Source organism: Pseudonocardia sp. N23 (genome assembly GCF_002583555.1).
Taxonomy (GTDB): domain Bacteria; phylum Actinomycetota; class Actinomycetes; order Mycobacteriales; family Pseudonocardiaceae; genus Pseudonocardia.
Map to the genome: position 1 here is coordinate 43,482 of NZ_BEGX01000004.1, position 15,389 is coordinate 58,870.

The following is a 15,389-nucleotide window of genomic DNA, read 5'->3' on the forward strand; positions in this document are numbered from 1 at the left end:
CCGCCGTCCGTCGCACCCTCGCCCTAGCGGCTGCCGTCCGTCCTCGCGACACGTCCGAGTGATGATCACCTCTTCGAGTACAGAGCGCGTCCATGAGGTGGATGCGTATTGCTCACGAGACCCGACCGAGCGATGATTTTCATGCACCGTCCGCATGGCCACGGTCACGGAGCGTCAGAGCCTGTTGGGGTTTGAGCGTGAAGGAGTCGATGGTGTCGGGGGATTCGGACTACTCGGGTGACTATGCCTACGACCTTGCGCACGAGATGAAGGCGGTGCTCGCCCTGCCGACGAGCCGGTCGGGCCGCCGCCCCGGTGGGGCGGTCCCGATGCCGCGGCGCGAGGTCGACCCGGACGGCGACCTGGGCTACGACACCGCCCACGAGATCTGACACGCGACGGCCGCCGCGGCGTGTCGTCGGCGGGTAGCTGGGTACCCGTCCATCGATGTCGTCGCGGCAGGTCGCGACGTCCGACCCGACGGGACAGACGTGAGCAGCGGGACCGACTGGCTCGACCAGGGTGCCGAGCCGATCCGCAGGCCCGACCCCTGGCACTGGCTGCTCTACGCCTACGGTGCCGGGCTGCCCCGCCGCCACCGCGGGTGGGTGCTGTACGACGTCACGACCCGCACCTGGATGCTCCGGCACGCCGCCCGGACCGTCGTGCAGATCGTGCCGTTCGCGGTGCTGTTGCTGATCTTCATCCCCGGGCCGCTGTGGGTGCGGGCGGGCGCGGTCGGGATGGGCGCGCTGATGGGGCTGTTCTGGTCGAGCGTCTACATCTTCGAGACGGCTGAGCACCGCACGGTCAAGGCCGGCTACCCCGTGGGCTACGCCGCCGCGGTACGCGACGACCAGCGCGCCGCCGACCGCCGCCGCCGCGAGCACGGGCTGGGCTGACCGTCCGCCGATGTCCGCTTGTTCTGTGGTGGCCGGAGCACCACCTGGACCGCTGCGGCGCGTTCGTGCGCGACCCCGACGAGGACGCCGCCTGCCACACGCCCGCCGGCTGAACGGCGCTCATCCCTCGCGGTTGCGCACCACCGACGGGACACCCGTGGTGCCGTAGTTGACCCCGCTCATGCCGCGCAGGCGCGGGTCGTTGCCGAGCCGCTCCGCGAACGCCGGCCCAGGTCCGGCGGCGGTGAGCCCGCCGTCCACCACGAGCGCCTCCCCCGTCACGAACTCCGACTCGTCCCCCGCGAGGAACGCGACCGCCGAGGCGATGTGCTCGGCCCGGCCGTGATCGGGCCACGGCTGCGTCGCGGCCAGCTTGTCCTCGGCACGCTCCGGGCGGCCGTGGTGCACCAGCGGCGTCGAGATCGCACCGGGGCACACGGCGTTGACCCGGATCCGGTCCGCGGCCAGCTCGATCGACACCGCCTTCGTGAAGTTGACGACGGCCGCCTTCGCCGCCGAGTACGGCACCGGACCCAGCCCGCCCGTCAGCCCGGCCACCGATGCGACGTTCACGATGCTGCCCCCACCGCCCTGGGCCTGCATGACCCGGGCGCCGTGCTTGACGCCGTAGAACACGCCGCGGACCAGCACGTCGAACGTGTAGTCCCAGTCCTCGCTCTCGATCGTCGTGATCGCTCCGAACGCCCCACCGACCCCCGCGTTGTTCACCACGGCGCTCAGCCCGCCGAACCGGTCCACGGCCGTCGCCATCGCCGCGGCCACCGCGTCCTCGTCCCGCACGTCGACGGCCGCCACCGCGACCCGCTCGGGCGCCTCGGCCAGCCCCGCCGTCGCCGCGGCCGTCTCGGCGTTCACGTCGGCGACGACCACCCGGTACCCCGACGCGAGGAGCCGCAGCACCGTCGCGCGGCCGATGCCGCTCCCGCCGCCGGTGACGACGGCGACCCGGGTACCCGGCTGTCCGTTCCGATCGCTCATGCGGCCTGTCCTTCGGGGAGTGGTGCGCCGATGTCACGGTGGGTGTCGACGGCCGCGAGCCGCGGCAGGACGTGCTGGACGTACGTGTCGAAGCAGCGGCGCGACTCCGCGCCGGTCATGCCGCCGAACCCGAGGACGTTGACGACCCCGCCGGCGCCCAGCGCCCGCACCCGCTCGACCGTCTGCTCCACCACCTCGTCGGGGGTACCGCCGATCTGCAAGTCGGCCAGGAACCGGTTGAACGTCGCCAGCCCGTGCTTCTCGATGTTGCGCCGCAGGCCCGCGTAGTACTCGTAGCCCTCGACGCGCTCGAGCCGCTCGTCGGTGAACTCGTAGTGGTCGATGGTCGAGCGCGCGTAGCCGACCGCGAACTTCTCGTGCATCTCACGGGCCCGGCCCGGGTCGACGTCGGTCGTCGTGAAGTTCACCAGCACCGGCGCCGGGGGCTCCGCGTCGTGGATCGACCGGAACAGCTCCCGGTACTCCGTGGTCTCGCGCAGGGTCGTCTCCCACGGCTTCTGCGCGATCAGCATCAGCCCGAACCCGAGCGTCGCCATGATCTTGGCCGACTCCGGCGACACAGCCGAGGCGTAGGTGCGGCCCCGGAACGACGTGAACGCCGGCGGATGCAGCTCGGCGCGGGGCTGCTGGAGGAGCTCACCGTCGAACTCGATCGCGCCCGACTCCAGCGCCCCGGAGATCGCCGTCGCGTACTCGACGAACCGGCGCCGCGACTCCCCCATCTCCAGCCGGAACCCGTCGAACTCCACCGAGCCCAGCCCCCGCCCGAGCCCGAGGACGACCCGCCCCTCCGACACCGAGTCGAGCCAGGCGATCTCCTCCGCCACCCGCACCGGGTCGTGCCAGGGCAGCACCATGACCATCGTCCCGAGCCGGACCCGGGTCGTCCGGCCGGCCATCCACGTGAGGAACTGCGCCGGGTTGGGCATCATCTGGTACCGGGTGAAGTGGTGCTCCGCCGTCCAGACCGAGTCGAAGCCCGCGCCCTCCGAGGCGTCCGCCAGCGCCAGCTGGTCGCGCATCACCGCGTGGTCGTCGCGGCCCGGTTCGAGCCCTTGGAAGAACACTCCGATACCGACGTGCACGCCGACCTCCCCGCTGAGGCATCCGCCTTAAAGCGCTGATCACCCGTTGTAGACGGCCCCCGGGGACGATGCAAGCGCGACCGGATGAACATCGACCCTCACCGCGCATCCCGCCCGAACGCCCGACCCCGGCCCCGCCGCACCCGCGCTGTCAGGGACGATGCCGCGACCTTCGGGTCAGCCCGCTGCCGACGACTCTCCCGGCCGGCCGCCGGCGGTCGGACCGCCCGCAGCCGCATCGCGGCTCGCGACAGCATCGGCGGCGGGCTCGTCGAACGCCGCTCCGGTCGGGGGCGGGGTGCCGCGTTCCGGGAAGTGGCAGGCCACGCGGTGGCCGGGGCCCAGTTCGTCGAGCGGGGGTTCGGTGGTGCGGCAGATGTCCTGGGCCTTCCAGCACCGGGTGTGGAACCGGCAGGCCGGGGGCGGGTCCAGCGGGCTGGGCACGTCGCCGGTCAGCAGGATCCTGTCGCGGTTGCGGCCACGGCGGGCGTCGGGGATCGGGACGGCGGAGAGGAGGGCGACGGTGTAGGGGTGCATGGGGCGTTCGTAGACGTCGGCCCGATCGCCGATCTCCACGATCTTGCCCAGGTACATGACGGCGACGCGGTCGGAGACGTGCCGCACGACGGAGAGGTCGTGAGCGATCAGGACGTAGGTCAGTCCGAGCTCGTCCTGCAGGTCCTCGAGCAGGTTGACGACCTGCGCCTGGATGGAGACGTCGAGGGCCGAGACGGGCTCGTCGGCGACGATCAGCTTGGGGCGCAACGCCAGCGTGCGGGCGATGCCGATGCGTTGGCGTTGCCCACCGGAGAACTCGTGGGGGTAGCGGTTGTAGTGCTCGGGCGAGAGCCCGACGAGCGCGAGAAGTTCCTGCACGGCGTTGCGGACGCCGCCCTTCGGCTCGACGCCCTGGATCTTGAACGGCGCCCCGATGATCGTGCCGACGGTGTGGCGCGGGTTCAGCGAGGAGTAGGGGTCCTGGAAGATCATCTGGATGTCGCGGCGCAGGGGCCGCATGGCGCCGGGCCCGAGGTGGCTGATGTCGCGGCCGTCGAAGACGACCTTGCCGGCAGTGGGTTCGAGGAGCCGGGTGAGCAGCCGGCCGGTGGTGGTCTTGCCGCAGCCGGACTCGCCGACGATCGAGAGGGTCTCGCCGGGCATGACCTCGAAGTCGAGGCCGTCGACGGCCTGGACGGCGCCGACCTGGCGTTGGAGCAGGCCGCGCCGGACGGGGAAGTACTTCTGCAGGCCCGAGGCCGTCAGCAGGGGCGCGGTCACAGCTTCGGCCTGATCTCGTCGTCGAAGAGGTGGGCGCGTTCCTCGATGCCCATGTGGCAGGCGGCGAGGTGGCGGGGGCCCACCTCGACGAGCTCGGGGCGTTCGGTGTGGCACCGGTCGCCGTTGCGGTCGACGTATGGGCAGCGCGGGTGGAAGGCGCAGCCGGACGGGACGTTGATCAGTGAGGGTGGGCTGCCGCTGATGGGCAGCAGCCGGTCGGTGCGTTCGCGGTCCCAGCGGGGCACGGACCCCAGCAGCCCCCAGGCGTAAGGGTGGCGGGGCTCGGTGAAGACGTCGGCGGCGGGCCCGGCCTCGGCGGCGCGCCCGGCGTACATCACGAGGATGTCGTCGGCGAGCTCGGCGACAACGCCGAGATCGTGAGTGATGATCACGACGGCAGTGTGGAACTCGGCCTGCAGGTCGACGATGAGGTCGAGGATCTGGGCCTGGACGGTGACGTCGAGTGCAGTGGTGGGCTCGTCGGCGATGAGCAGCTGGGGGTTGCAGGACAACGCCATCGCGATCATGGCGCGCTGGCGCATGCCACCGGAGAAGTGGTGGGGGTAGTCGTCGAAGCGGGCTTCGGCGCGGGGGATGCCGACGCGGTCGAGGAGGTCGACGGCGCGTTTTCGGGCGACCCTCCTGGAGACGTCGTTGTGGACGCGGTAGGCCTCGACGATCTGGGCGCCGACCGAGTAGTAGGGGTGCATCGACGAGAGCGGGTCCTGGAAGATCATCGCCATCGTCTCGCCGCGCAGGGCCCGGACCCGTTCGGGGTCGGCGGCGACGAGCTCGTCGTCGCCGAGCCAGATCTCCCCGGAGATGCGGGCGGAACCGCGTTTGTGCAGGCCCATGATCGACAGGCTGGTGACGGACTTCCCGGAGCCGGACTCCCCCACGATGCCGAGCCGCTTGCCGCGGTCGACGGAGAACGAGAGGCCGTCGACGGCTTTGACGACGCCGTCGTCGGTCGGGAAGTGGACGCGCAGGTCGCGCACGTCGAGGAAGGGGCGGTGGCCCGTGGTGCGCGGTGCGGCGGGCCCGGGTGCCGGTTCGCCCGCGAGGACGTCTTCGGCCATCAGCGGCTCCTCACGACAGCCGGACCCGCGGGTCGACGACCGCGTACAGGACGTCGACGACGAGGTTGGCGACGATGATGAACAACCCGCCGACGAGCACCACGCCGAGGACCTTGGGCAGGTCGTTGGTGGTGATGGCATCGACGGAGTACTTCCCGATCCCGGGCAGGGAGAACGTGGACTCGGTGAGGATGGCGCCGCCGAGCAGGAGCCCGAGGTCGAGCCCGAAGATCGTCAGGATCGGGGTGAGCGCCGATCTCAGGCCGTGTTTGACGACGACGGTCCTCTCGGGCAGGCCCTTGGCGCGCGCGGTGCGGATGAAGTCCTCCCCCATGGTGTCGAGCATCCCGGCGCGGGTGAGCCGGGCGTAGCCGGCGGCGTAGAGGAACGCGAGGGTGATCCACGGCAGCAGCAGGTCGTAGGCCCACAGTGCCGGGTTCTGCTCGAACGGTGTGTAGCTGCCGCCGGGCGCGGTGATGCCGAGGCCGTAGCTGAAGATCGACAGCGTCAGCAGGCCGGTGAAGAAGATCGGCAGCGAGACGCCGGCGAGCGAGACGCCCATGGCGGCGCGGTCGAAGAAGCTGCCGCGCCGCAGTGCCGACAGCACACCGGTCGAGACCCCGACGACGACCCAGATCACCGCGGCGCCCGCGGCGAGCGAGATGGTGACGGGTAGCCGGTCGAGGATGTCGGGCAGTACGGGGTTCTGGGTGAGGAACGAGTAGCCGAAGCAGGGTGCCGGGCAGTGCGTCATCGTCGGCCCGGTCGGATAGTCGGCGCCGGCGACGATGCCCTTGAGGAACCGGCCGTACTGCACGTAGACGGGCTCGGTGAAGCCCAGCTTGACGGCGATGTCGTGGATCGTCGCGGCGTCGGCGGTCTTGCCGACGTAGCGCGACGCGAGGTCCTCGGCGGAGGCCCCGCCGAGTCGGGGCACGAGGAAGAAGATGACGAAGCAGGCAGCGGTGACGATCAGCAACAGCACGATCGCAGCCACCAGCCGGCGGACGATGTAGACCGTCATGGTTCACGGCAGCCCCCGCCCGCCCGCGCCGGTGCGACGCGGACGGGCAGGGAGGACGCCTTCACCTACCTCCCGTTCGTCCGGAGCGGCCCGGTCACTTCCGGGTCGTGCCGAGCGCGAGGTAGTCGTACATCTGGAACCCGTTGGTGATGAACACGTTCGTCAGGTTCTGCGGGCGGTAGAGCAGGCCCTTGGCCCAGATGCCCGGCAGCATGTACGCGTCGTCCATGACCTTCTTGTCGACGTCGACCCAGTCCTGCTGGCGTTTGGTCTGGTCCTGCTCGTTGACGGCCTGGTCGATGATCGCGTCCACGGCCGGGTCACGGACGCCGAGGTTCGAGTTGCCACCCGTGGCGCGGATGGTGCGGCTGTCGACGATCTGGGACAGGAAGCCGTAGCCGTCGGGCCAGTCGGCGCCCCAGCCGTAGACCATCAGGCCGAGGCCGTTGGCCTTGGCGTAGTCGGGCTTGCCGGCGTAGAGCTTCAGATAGTCGTTGAGCGGGAAGGGCTTGATCGTCAGGTTGATGCCGGCCTTGGCCAGCGACTGCTGCAGCGTCTCGGCGGTCGCCTTCTCCTTGGGCCGCTCGGCGCGGTAGGAGATGTTCGTCGAGAAGCCGTTCGGCTGCCCGCACTGGTTGAGCTCGTCCTTGGCCTTGGCGATGTCGCCCGCGTTGTTCGGCGTCGGGTAGGTGTCGAACTGCTGCGCCCCGGGGATGACCGGCGGCATCAGGTTCGTCGCGATGTCACCGCCCGTGGAGCCGCCGTAGGCGCGCTGGTAGCCGGTCTTGTCGGCGGCGTACATGACGGCGCGCCGGCAGTGGATGTTGTCCAGCGGCGCGACGTCGGAGTTGAGGACGGTGAACCAGATCCGGGCCTGCAACGACGAGTCGGTGTTGGCCTTGAGGTTCTGGTCGGCCAGGATGCGGCCCTGCGCCGAGGGGCCGACACCGGAACCCTCGATGGCGACGTCGAGGTCACCGGAGACGAGCCGGTTGTCGATGTCGTCGGAGTTGACGTTGAGCGCCACGTCGATCTGGTCGGGCAGCGCCTTGCGGTTCGGGTCGGTCGCCGGGTCCCAGTTGGGGTTGCGGACCATGGTGAAGCTCTTGCCCAGGTCGTTGGTCTGGAACATGTACGGGCCGGTCGAGACGACGTGTTCCTTGTACTTCGTGCCGGTGTCCTTGGCCTGCGGCACCGGGATCGTCGACGGCAGCTGGGCGAAGTAGTCGAACCCGCTGAACGGCTTGTTGAGCGTGAAGACGATCGTCGAGTCGTCGGGGGTCTCGATGGCCTTGAGGCCGAGCTTGTCCGGCGACGGGTCCTGGTAGGGGCTGGTGTAGCCCTGCAGGTCGAGGAAGTCGTTGAAGTAGGTGGGGCCGTTGGGGAAGGTCGCCTTGTCGAGCGAACGCTCGACCGCGTACTTGACGTCCTTGCTGGTGACGGGGGTGCCGTCCTCGAACTTCACGCCCTTGCGCAGGGTGTAGGTCCAGGTCTTGCCCCCGTCGGAGGACTTGCCGAGCGACTCGGCGAGGTCCGGGACGAGGGTGGCGCCGTCGGCCCCGGGGGCCGACTTGAACATCACCAGCGCGCGGCCGTAGAGGCGCACGAAGTTCCACGAGTAGGCGTAGTAGGTGTCGGCCGGGTCGAGGGAGTCCCAGTCCCCGGAGTTCGCGTAGCGCAGCGTGCCGCCCTTCGCGTCCGACGGGTTCTGGATGCCACCGCTGCCGGTGCCGCCTCCGGTCCCGCTGCCCGACGTCCCCCCGGACGTCCCGCCGCCGCACGCGGCGAGCACCAGCACGGCGACCGTGCCGACGGCCGCGGCGGCGAACCTTCGCCTGTGCCTCATGGAATCACCCCTCGAATCTCTCTGTGAGCCGTTCTGTTGTCGCGTCCGGAGCCGCGTTCGATGTCATCGGGTCCTCGGGTCCAGGGCGTCGCGCAGCCCGTCGCCGAAGAGGTTGAAGGCCAGCACGGTCACGAAGATCGCCAGGCCGGGGAAGAGCATGAAGTTCGGGGCGATCTGGAACCAGTGCGTCGCGTCCGAGAGCATCCCGCCCCAGCTGGGGGTGGGTGGGCGGATGCCGACCGACAGGAAGCTCAGCGCCGCCTCGAACAGGATGTTGGTGGGGATCAGCAGCGTCGCGTAGACGAGCATCGGGGCGATGAGGTTGGGCAGCATCTCGGTGAGCAGGATGCGCGGGGTGCGGGCACCGAGGCTGCGGGCGGCGTCGACGAACTCGCGCTCGCGCAACGACAGTGCCTGGCCGCGGATGATCCGGCCGATGTAGGGCCAGCTGGTGAACCCGATGATCGCGATGATCACGACGATGCGCAGGGTGTCGCCGGAGAGGCCGAACGAACCGTCCGGGATCACGCCGGCCAGTGCGAGCGCGAACAGCAGGACCGGGAACGCGAGGAAGACGTCCATGGCGCGGCTGATCAACGAGTCGACCCAGCCGCCGTAGTAGCCGGCGACGATTCCCGCGACGGTCCCGATGATCACGGCGAGGAGGGTCGCCAGGAATGCGACGAGAAGGGAGATGCGTGCGCCGTAGACGACACGGGAGAAGATGTCGCGCCCGTTGACGGGTTCGACCCCGAAGAGGAACTGACCGCTGACCCCGCCGAACGGTCCGGGCGAGATCTGCAGGTCGGGGTCGATCTGGTCGTAGTGGAACTCGAGGGGGTCGTGGCCCAGTAGCGCGACGATCACCGGGGCGAGGATCGCGACGAGCACGAGCAGCACGATGACGACGCCACCGGCGAGCGCGACCTTGTCGCGGCGTAGCCGCCGCCAAGCGATCTGCCACAGCGACCGGCCCTGGATGGCGCTACCCATCCCCTCGGTGACCGCCTCCGGCGCCGCCTGCTCGGCGGCACCGGGAACCTCGAGCGGTGCCGTCATACGCGAGTCCTCCCGACCGGTCCCGACAATGGATTCGGTCACTCCCGAATTCAGGACACTAACGGGTGACCGATCATGTGGAAGGCCTGAGAAGTTCCTTCTTCTATAACGATCCGTACATGACCGAGAGGTCAGCCTTACCTTCTGGTCGACAACCGCCCGAACAGAACCAAACCATGTTTTTCGGGCAATTGATCACATGTCGCCACGGCGGCATCACCCGCCGGTGGAGCGGCAGAGGCCGGACCTGCCGACGTTTCCGCGTGCCGGCCGGCGGGTAGCCCGTATCGCCCGAACGGCCCAGAGCCGTATCCGTTCGTCGTAGAGGAGAACTGGTGGACACGAGCAGGAAGCTGCAGGCGAGCAAGGTCATCGACGCGCCCGCGGACAAGATCTTCGCGCTGCTGTCGGACCCGAGCCGGCATTCGGACCTCGACGATGCCGGGATGATCCGGGGTCCGGAGGGCGATGCGCCGCCCATCGGCGGGATCGGCCAGGTGTTCACGATGAACATGCACCAGGACGCCCTCGGCGACTACCGCATGGTCAACACGGTCACCGCCTACCAGCCCAGCAGCCGGATCGGTTGGGCGCCGGCGATGGACCCGTCGTGCGACCTCGCGGCGAAGCTCGGCGAGATGGACGCCAGCGGCCACACGTTCACCTACGACCTGGCCGAGGCGGACGGCGGCGGCACCCGCGTCACGCAGACCTACGAGTGGATGAGCGTGCACGACGAGGAGTTCCTCAAGCTCTTCCCCGTCGTCAGCGAGAAGGACCTCCAGGGGACGCTGGACAAGATCGCCTCGCAGGTCTCGTGACCGCGTGACGGGCGGGACGGGGCGGCCATCCGCACCGGATGACCCCCGCCCCGCCCGCGGTCAGCCCGCCATCGTGAGGCCGCCGCTGACACTGAGCACCTGCCCCGTGACGTAGGAGGCGGCGTCGGAGGCGAAGAACAGCACGGCGTCGGCGACCTCCTCCGGCCGGGCGAGCCTGCGGAAGGGGATGGCCCGGACCAGCGCCTCCCTGAGCCGTTCGTCCTGGGCGGCGAACAGCGGCGTGTCGGTCGGCCCCGGGCACACGACGTTCACGTTGATCGCGTGGCGGGCCATCTCACGGGCCAGCGACTTGCTCATCGCGATCACCCCGCCCTTGGCGCCCGCGTAGATCGTCTCCCCCGAGCTGCCGACGCGCCCCGCGTCGCTCGCGATGTTGACGACCTTCCCGCCCCCGCCCGCGTCGACCATGCCCGGCAGGAATGCCCGGCACATGTGTACCTGGCCGAGGTAGTTGATGCCGACGATCTTGTCGGCGAACTCGGCCGTCGAGTCGAGGAACCTGCCCGTCCGGTCCCATCCCGCGCAGTTGACCAGCACCGTCGCGGTGCCGAGGTCGGCGGCGACCTGCCCGGCGAGGGCGGTGACCGAGTCGGGGTCGGCGACGTCGACGGCCATCGGGGTGATCCCGTCGGAGTCCGCGGCCAGCGCGGTCGCGCCGTCGAGGTCGAGGTCCGCGGCGACGACCCGGGCGCCGGTGCGGGCGAGCCCGAGGGCCACCGCCCGTCCGATCCCGGACGCCGCCCCCGTCACGACCGCGATCCTGTCCGTCATGCGTTCTCCCTCTCGTGGGTCAGCAGCTCCCGCAGCGTGACCTTCTGCAACGTCCCGTCGGTGTGCGCGGCACGGCCCCCACCAGCTCGAGCCGGTGCGGCGGACAGGGGGTGGCGGTGCTCTGCGCCCGCAGGTGGTCGGTCAGCGCAACGATGTCGTCATACGCTCCCGCACCCGGGCCAGCCTGCGGAACTGTTCGAGCGGATCCGATGCGGCGGGCATCAGCACGAATCCGCGTACCCCCGCTGCGACGAGCTCGTCGAGACCCTTCGCGACGTGGGCGGTGTCGCCGACGAGCACCCAGCGCTCCAGCCGTTCGACCGGGAGCCCGTACTGCCCGTTCACGAAACCCGCGACCTCCGCACGTCCCGTCTCCAGGCCGCTCGGGCCGTCGGTGACATGCACGAACACCATCAGCAGCGGCGTCGGCGACGGCCTGCCGTACTCCGCGGCGTACTCGTCGAGCTGCGCCCGCACGGCAGCGACGCGGGCCGCCGACATCCACACCCCGAGCCATCCGTCGCCGCGACGGGCGGCCCGGCGCAACGCCGCCTCGGACCGGCCGCCGACGACCAACGGTGGCGGCGTCGCGGGGGCGGGCTCCAGCACGGGTGAGCGCGTCGGCAGCAACGGGCCCGGGTGGTCGACTGCCTCGCCGCGCAACAGCGCCGTCACGATGTCGAGGCCCTCGTCGAGCCGGGCACCGCGCTGCGCGGTCGGCACACCCGCGGCCTCGAACTCCGCCGGGTTCTCCCCTCCCACCCCGACCCCGAACAGCAAGCGGCCGGGTGCGAACGAGTCGATCGAGGCGAGCTGCTTGGCCGTCCACACCGCGTTGCGCATCGGCAGCAGCAACACGCCGGTGCCGAGGACGAGCCGCTCGGTGCGGGCGGAGACCGCGGCGAGCGAGGTCAGCGCGTCGAGAAGTGGCGGGTGGAAGCTCAGGTGGTCGCCGACCCAGCCGGAGTCGAAGCCCAGCTCCTCGGCCAGGACAGCGGCCTCCACGACCGGCGCTCTGCCCCGGCGGAAAGGATCGAAGCTCGGCAGCATGACCCCGAAGCCCGTGTCCGACGGCTGTGCGGTTCCAGGCACCACCAGCACCTCCGGCGTCGTCGCCCGCCGCCTCCGTTGACGGCCGACCCGAATTGAACGTAGCTTCAATGTCAAGGGAAGGATCGTTCAGTTCCCGTCGAGGAGGCCGTCGTGCCTGATCCCGCGGGCGGACCCGAGGAGCAGGTCCGTCGCGACATCCGCGACGTCCGGGCGCGTTGGCGTACCCGCCAGGTCCTCGACGCCGCCGTCCGGCTGATCAACAGCGGCGGCCTGCACGGCATGTCGATGCAGGCGCTGGCCAAGGAGGCGAGGATCAGCGTCGGGCTGATCTACAGCTACTTCGGCGGCAAGGAGGACGTGGTCGTCGCCGTGGTGGCCGACCTGGCCGAGCAGATCCGCCGCGAGGTCGACACCCGCATCGCCGGCGCGGGCGACGACCCCGTCGAGCGGCTCGCGGCCGGGTTCGCCGGCTACTGCATCGCCATGGACGCCCACCGCAACGCCGGGCTGCTGACCTACCGGCAGTCCGCCGAGCTGGGCGCGGCCGCCCGCGAACGGCTCAAGGAGGCCGAGCGCCAGACGTTCGTGCCGCTCACCGCCGTCGTCGCCGACGCCGCCCGTGCAGGCCTGCTCGCCGACGGCGTCTCCCCCGAGATGCTGGTCTTCGACCTCACGGTGCTCGCCCAGGTCTGGGCGCTCAAGCACTGGCACTTCCCGGAGGGCTACGGCGTCGAGGACTTCGTCGCCGACCAGGTCGCGACGCTCGTCCGCCCGGCCCTGACCCCGACTCCGCCGAAAGGGAACCGCACGTGACGCCCACTGACTTCGAGGACATCCTCTACCGGGTCGAGGACACCACCGCGGTGGTGACGATCAACCGGCCGCAGCGCTACAACGCCTTCCGCGGGAAGACCGTCGAGGAGCTGATCACGGCGCTGCGTACGGCCTGGGCCGACAAGGCGGTCCGCGTCGTCGTGCTCACCGGCGCCGGGGACAAGGCGTTCACCACCGGCGGCGACGTCAAGCAGCGCGCCGAGACCGGCGACTACGGCCCCACCGCGAGCGGCCTGTTCGAGATCGACGCCCTGCACAAGCTCATCCGCGACATCCCCAAGCCGGTCATCGCCGCGGTCAACGGCCTCGCGATCGGCGGCGGCCACGTCCTGCACGTGCTGTGCGACATCTCGATCGCCGCCGACACCGCCCGGTTCGGGCAGGCCGGGCCCCGGGTCGGGTCGTTCGACGCCGGGTTCGGCACCACCTACCTGGCGCGGGTCGTCGGTGAGAAGCGGGCCCGGGAGATCTGGTACCTGTGCCGGCAGTACGACGCGGCGACCGCCGAGCGCTGGGGCCTGGTCAACGCCGTCGTCCCCGCCGCCGACCTGATGACCGAGGCGCTGAGCTGGGCCGCCGACATCGCGAAGATGAGCCCGACGGCGATCACCTTCCTCAAGCACTCCTTCAACACCGACACCGAGCACCAGGCCGGGCTCGCCAACGTCACCTCCGCGGGGCTCGCGCTGTTCGTCGAGTCCGAGGAGGGCATGGAGGGCGCCCGCGCCTTCGCCGAGAAGCGGCCGCCGGACTTCAGCGGCTACGCGACCCGGTAGGCGAACCCGTGGGCGCCGGGCCCGGGATCGGCGACGGAACCTCCCGGATCGCGAAGCTCGTCGCCGCTCGTCACCTTCTCGGACGCGCCGTCGCGCCGTGCACGTGTGAAGAGCCGGTGACACGGGTGAAGACACTGGCGTCCGGGCCCACCGTCGTGGGTACCCTGCCGTATGTCCACATCGCACGCCGCCGACTCGACCCCGACCCCGGTGACGGAGGGAGCGACACCCCCCGCACCCGGTTCGACCGCCGAGACCGGCCGAGCCGGATCGGTCGGCGGACCGGGCTGGCCGGTCACGTCGCACGACGGCCAGAGCACCCTGAAGCTGCACGCCGGCATCTCGGTGATCGCGACGATCCTGTGCCTGCTCGTGGTGGGGATCTTCATCCACCTCGGCACGATCACGCCGGCGATCATCTTCGCGGTCGTGGCGCTGATCTGCGTCGGCATCTATGTCGGATGCCGCGCCAAGCTCGCCAAGGTGCGCAGGACCGGCCCCGAGAGCCACTGAGCCCTCGGCTCCGGCGCTCGTCGGGCCCGGCGCGCGCTCAGTACGTCTTCGCGCTGTTCCATCCGCCGTCGACGAACAGTGTCGTCCCGTTGACATAGTCCGACTCCGGCCCGCAGAGGAACGCCACCGGGCCCGCGATCTCCTCGGGCTGCGCCCAGCGCTTCATCGGGGCGTTGCGCTCGATCGACTCGCGCATCGGACCGGAGCGGAAGTACTCGCTGGTCATCGGCGTCTCGACCACGCCCGGCCCGACCGCGTTGCACCAGATGCCCTGCGCCGCGAACTCCAGCGTGATCGTCTTGGTCAGCATGATGATCCCGGCCTTCGCGACGCAGTAGGCCGAACGGTCGGCGAAGGCCAGCTCGCCGGTGATCGACGCGATGTTCACGATCTTGCCGCGGCCCTGCTCGACCATCCCCGGGATCGTGGCGCGGGACAGCACGAACGGCGCCGTCAGGTCCACGTCGAGGGTGTGACGCCATTCGTCGGGCGTGAGATCGAGTATCGACGCGATCTGCCGCACCCCCGCGTTGTTGACCAGCACGTCGAGCCCGCCGAGGCGCTCCCGCACCCGGCCGGGGAGCTCCTGGGTGGCGGCGTCGTCGGTGAGGTCGACGGCGAACGTGGCCGCGTCCTCGCCGTACTCGGCCGCGGCGTCGGCGAGCCCTGCCTCGTCGAGGTCGACGAGCGCCAGCCGGGCTCCGGCGGCGTGCAACCGCCACGCGATCGCCCTCCCCAGCCCGCCGGCGGCGCCGGTCACCACGGCGACCTTGTCGCGCAGCGCATCCGCGCCCGGGGCACCGCCGGCGGGGCTCGCTTGCGAAGAGGTCATCGTCGTCCGCTCCGTTCGTCGTCAACGTGTCGACGCCGATCGTCGCGGATCTCCGAGGCGCCCGCCGACCACGCAGCGACGAGCGGTACGCGACGGTGTCGACGGACAGCCGCGCCGTGGCCCCTGATCAGTGGCGGCGCAGGTCGGTGGTCGTGCAGGTCAGTGGTTGCGCAGGGCTTTCACGAGCTCCGACCGGCTCATCGAGGAACGGCCGTCGATGCCGATCTTCTTGGCCCGGTCGTAGAGCTCGTCCTTGGTCATGTCGTCGTAGCTGCCCGAGCGGCCGCCACGCGCGGAGACCTTCTTGCGGCCCTCGTTCGCCGACGCGTTCGCGATCCGCGCGGCCTTCTCCTTCGACCCGCCCTGTGTGCGGATCTCCTCGTAGGTCTTCTCGTCCTTGATGCTCGGGTTCGGCACGACGCGCTCCCTCCACGACGGTTGTGGCATCGACATGCCCGCAGGCGCAACAGCCGAA

Annotated in this window: 17 protein-coding genes; 6 read left to right on the forward strand and 11 right to left on the reverse strand. The window is 70.6% G+C overall.

Annotated features, from left to right (window positions below; translation table 11 throughout):
- Nucleotides 1-191: 191 nt before the first annotated feature.
- Together TOK_RS02055 and TOK_RS02060 are read left to right on the forward strand one after the other, a co-directional pair.
- Nucleotides 192-392, forward strand: a complete 201-nt coding sequence (locus TOK_RS02055) for a hypothetical protein (RefSeq protein ID WP_172457356.1) — start codon at nt 192-194, stop codon at nt 390-392.
- A 99-nt stretch (nt 393-491) separates the two neighbouring features.
- Nucleotides 492-902 carry a DUF5313 family protein gene (locus tag TOK_RS02060; RefSeq protein WP_098956051.1) on the forward strand — a complete coding sequence of 137 codons (411 nt, stop codon included), beginning with the start codon at nt 492-494 and terminating at the stop codon, nt 900-902.
- Between the two features lie 120 nt (nt 903-1,022).
- On the opposite strand, the gene TOK_RS02065 is transcribed toward TOK_RS02060, so the two are convergent.
- From TOK_RS02065 to TOK_RS02095, 7 genes are all read right to left on the reverse strand, one after another.
- Complete coding sequence (locus TOK_RS02065; RefSeq protein ID WP_098956052.1) at nt 1,023-1,901, reverse strand: SDR family NAD(P)-dependent oxidoreductase; 879 nt, start codon at nt 1,899-1,901, stop codon at nt 1,023-1,025.
- The gene (locus TOK_RS02070) at nt 1,898-3,007 is read right to left on the reverse strand and encodes an LLM class flavin-dependent oxidoreductase (RefSeq protein WP_098956053.1); all 1,110 of its coding nucleotides are present in this window, start codon (nt 3,005-3,007) and stop codon (nt 1,898-1,900) included. Before TOK_RS02070 ends, TOK_RS02065 begins: the two co-directional genes overlap by 4 nt.
- A gap of 177 nt (nt 3,008-3,184) precedes the next feature.
- Nucleotides 3,185-4,285: an ABC transporter ATP-binding protein gene (locus TOK_RS02075; protein ID WP_253258131.1), complete on the reverse strand. Its 1,101-nt coding sequence runs from the start codon at nt 4,283-4,285 to the stop codon at nt 3,185-3,187.
- Nucleotides 4,282-5,364, reverse strand: coding sequence for an ABC transporter ATP-binding protein (locus TOK_RS02080; RefSeq protein WP_098956054.1), 1,083 nt, complete (start codon nt 5,362-5,364; stop codon nt 4,282-4,284). The genes TOK_RS02075 and TOK_RS02080 overlap by 4 nt, the downstream gene beginning before the upstream one ends.
- 10 nt (nt 5,365-5,374) lie before the next feature.
- A complete protein-coding gene (locus tag TOK_RS02085) occupies nt 5,375-6,388 on the reverse strand; it encodes an ABC transporter permease (protein ID WP_098956055.1) in 1,014 nt (337 codons plus the stop codon).
- Between the two features lie 94 nt (nt 6,389-6,482).
- Nucleotides 6,483-8,234 (reverse strand): ABC transporter substrate-binding protein, encoded by a 1,752-nt coding sequence (locus TOK_RS02090; RefSeq protein ID WP_098956056.1) that lies wholly within the window; start codon nt 8,232-8,234, stop codon nt 6,483-6,485.
- 63 nt (nt 8,235-8,297) lie between these two features.
- Nucleotides 8,298-9,293: an ABC transporter permease gene (locus TOK_RS02095; protein WP_098956057.1), complete on the reverse strand. Its 996-nt coding sequence runs from the start codon at nt 9,291-9,293 to the stop codon at nt 8,298-8,300.
- Nucleotides 9,294-9,628: 335 nt separating this feature from the next.
- On the opposite strand from TOK_RS02095, the gene TOK_RS02100 reads away from it, so the two are divergent.
- Nucleotides 9,629-10,114 (forward strand): SRPBCC family protein, encoded by a 486-nt coding sequence (locus TOK_RS02100; RefSeq protein ID WP_172457357.1) that lies wholly within the window; start codon nt 9,629-9,631, stop codon nt 10,112-10,114.
- 60 nt (nt 10,115-10,174) lie between these two features.
- On the opposite strand, the gene TOK_RS02105 is transcribed toward TOK_RS02100, so the two are convergent.
- Both TOK_RS02105 and TOK_RS02110 read right to left on the reverse strand, forming a co-directional pair.
- Entirely contained in the window at nt 10,175-10,906 is a 732-nt protein-coding gene (locus tag TOK_RS02105) for an SDR family NAD(P)-dependent oxidoreductase (protein ID WP_098956059.1), read from the reverse strand.
- Between the two features lie 141 nt (nt 10,907-11,047).
- Nucleotides 11,048-11,911 (reverse strand): LLM class flavin-dependent oxidoreductase, encoded by an 864-nt coding sequence (locus tag TOK_RS02110; RefSeq protein WP_253258132.1) that lies wholly within the window; start codon nt 11,909-11,911, stop codon nt 11,048-11,050.
- Nucleotides 11,912-12,109: 198 nt separating this feature from the next.
- Between TOK_RS02110 and TOK_RS02115 the strand changes: the two genes are divergently transcribed.
- The 3 genes from TOK_RS02115 (at nt 12,110) to TOK_RS02125 (ending at nt 14,082) form a co-directional block, all read left to right on the forward strand.
- Nucleotides 12,110-12,772 (forward strand): TetR/AcrR family transcriptional regulator, encoded by a 663-nt coding sequence (locus TOK_RS02115; RefSeq protein ID WP_098956061.1) that lies wholly within the window; start codon nt 12,110-12,112, stop codon nt 12,770-12,772.
- Nucleotides 12,769-13,569: an enoyl-CoA hydratase-related protein gene (locus tag TOK_RS02120; protein ID WP_098956062.1), complete on the forward strand. Its 801-nt coding sequence runs from the start codon at nt 12,769-12,771 to the stop codon at nt 13,567-13,569. Before TOK_RS02115 ends, TOK_RS02120 begins: the two co-directional genes overlap by 4 nt.
- 171 nt (nt 13,570-13,740) lie before the next feature.
- On the forward strand, nt 13,741-14,082 hold the full coding sequence (locus tag TOK_RS02125) for a hypothetical protein (RefSeq protein WP_098956063.1): 342 nt from the start codon (nt 13,741-13,743) through the stop codon (nt 14,080-14,082).
- A gap of 37 nt (nt 14,083-14,119) precedes the next feature.
- Here the strand turns inward: TOK_RS02125 and TOK_RS02130 are convergent, their stop codons facing one another.
- Together TOK_RS02130 and TOK_RS02135 are read right to left on the reverse strand one after the other, a co-directional pair.
- Nucleotides 14,120-14,914, reverse strand: a complete 795-nt coding sequence (locus tag TOK_RS02130) for an SDR family NAD(P)-dependent oxidoreductase (protein ID WP_098956064.1) — start codon at nt 14,912-14,914, stop codon at nt 14,120-14,122.
- A 159-nt stretch (nt 14,915-15,073) separates the two neighbouring features.
- A complete protein-coding gene (locus tag TOK_RS02135; protein ID WP_098956065.1) occupies nt 15,074-15,331 on the reverse strand; it encodes a Rho termination factor in 258 nt (85 codons plus the stop codon).
- Between the last annotated feature and the right edge of the window lie 58 nt (nt 15,332-15,389).

Excerpts from the sequence above, each read along its gene's own strand:
- TOK_RS02065 (WP_098956052.1), bottom strand. The coding sequence starts at position 1,901 with ATGAGCGATCGGAACGGACAGCCGGGTACCCGGGTCGCCGTCGTCACC.
- TOK_RS02080 (WP_098956054.1), bottom strand. The coding sequence starts at position 5,364 with ATGGCCGAAGACGTCCTCGCGGGCGAACCGGCACCCGGGCCCGCCGCA.
- TOK_RS02085 (WP_098956055.1), bottom strand. The coding sequence starts at position 6,388 with ATGACGGTCTACATCGTCCGCCGGCTGGTGGCTGCGATCGTGCTGTTG.
- TOK_RS02090 (WP_098956056.1), bottom strand. The coding sequence starts at position 8,234 with ATGAGGCACAGGCGAAGGTTCGCCGCCGCGGCCGTCGGCACGGTCGCC.
- TOK_RS02095 (WP_098956057.1), bottom strand. The coding sequence starts at position 9,293 with ATGACGGCACCGCTCGAGGTTCCCGGTGCCGCCGAGCAGGCGGCGCCG.
- TOK_RS02105 (WP_098956059.1), bottom strand. The coding sequence starts at position 10,906 with ATGACGGACAGGATCGCGGTCGTGACGGGGGCGGCGTCCGGGATCGGA.
- TOK_RS02125 (WP_098956063.1), top strand. The coding sequence starts at position 13,741 with ATGTCCACATCGCACGCCGCCGACTCGACCCCGACCCCGGTGACGGAG.
- TOK_RS02130 (WP_098956064.1), bottom strand. The coding sequence starts at position 14,914 with ATGACCTCTTCGCAAGCGAGCCCCGCCGGCGGTGCCCCGGGCGCGGAT.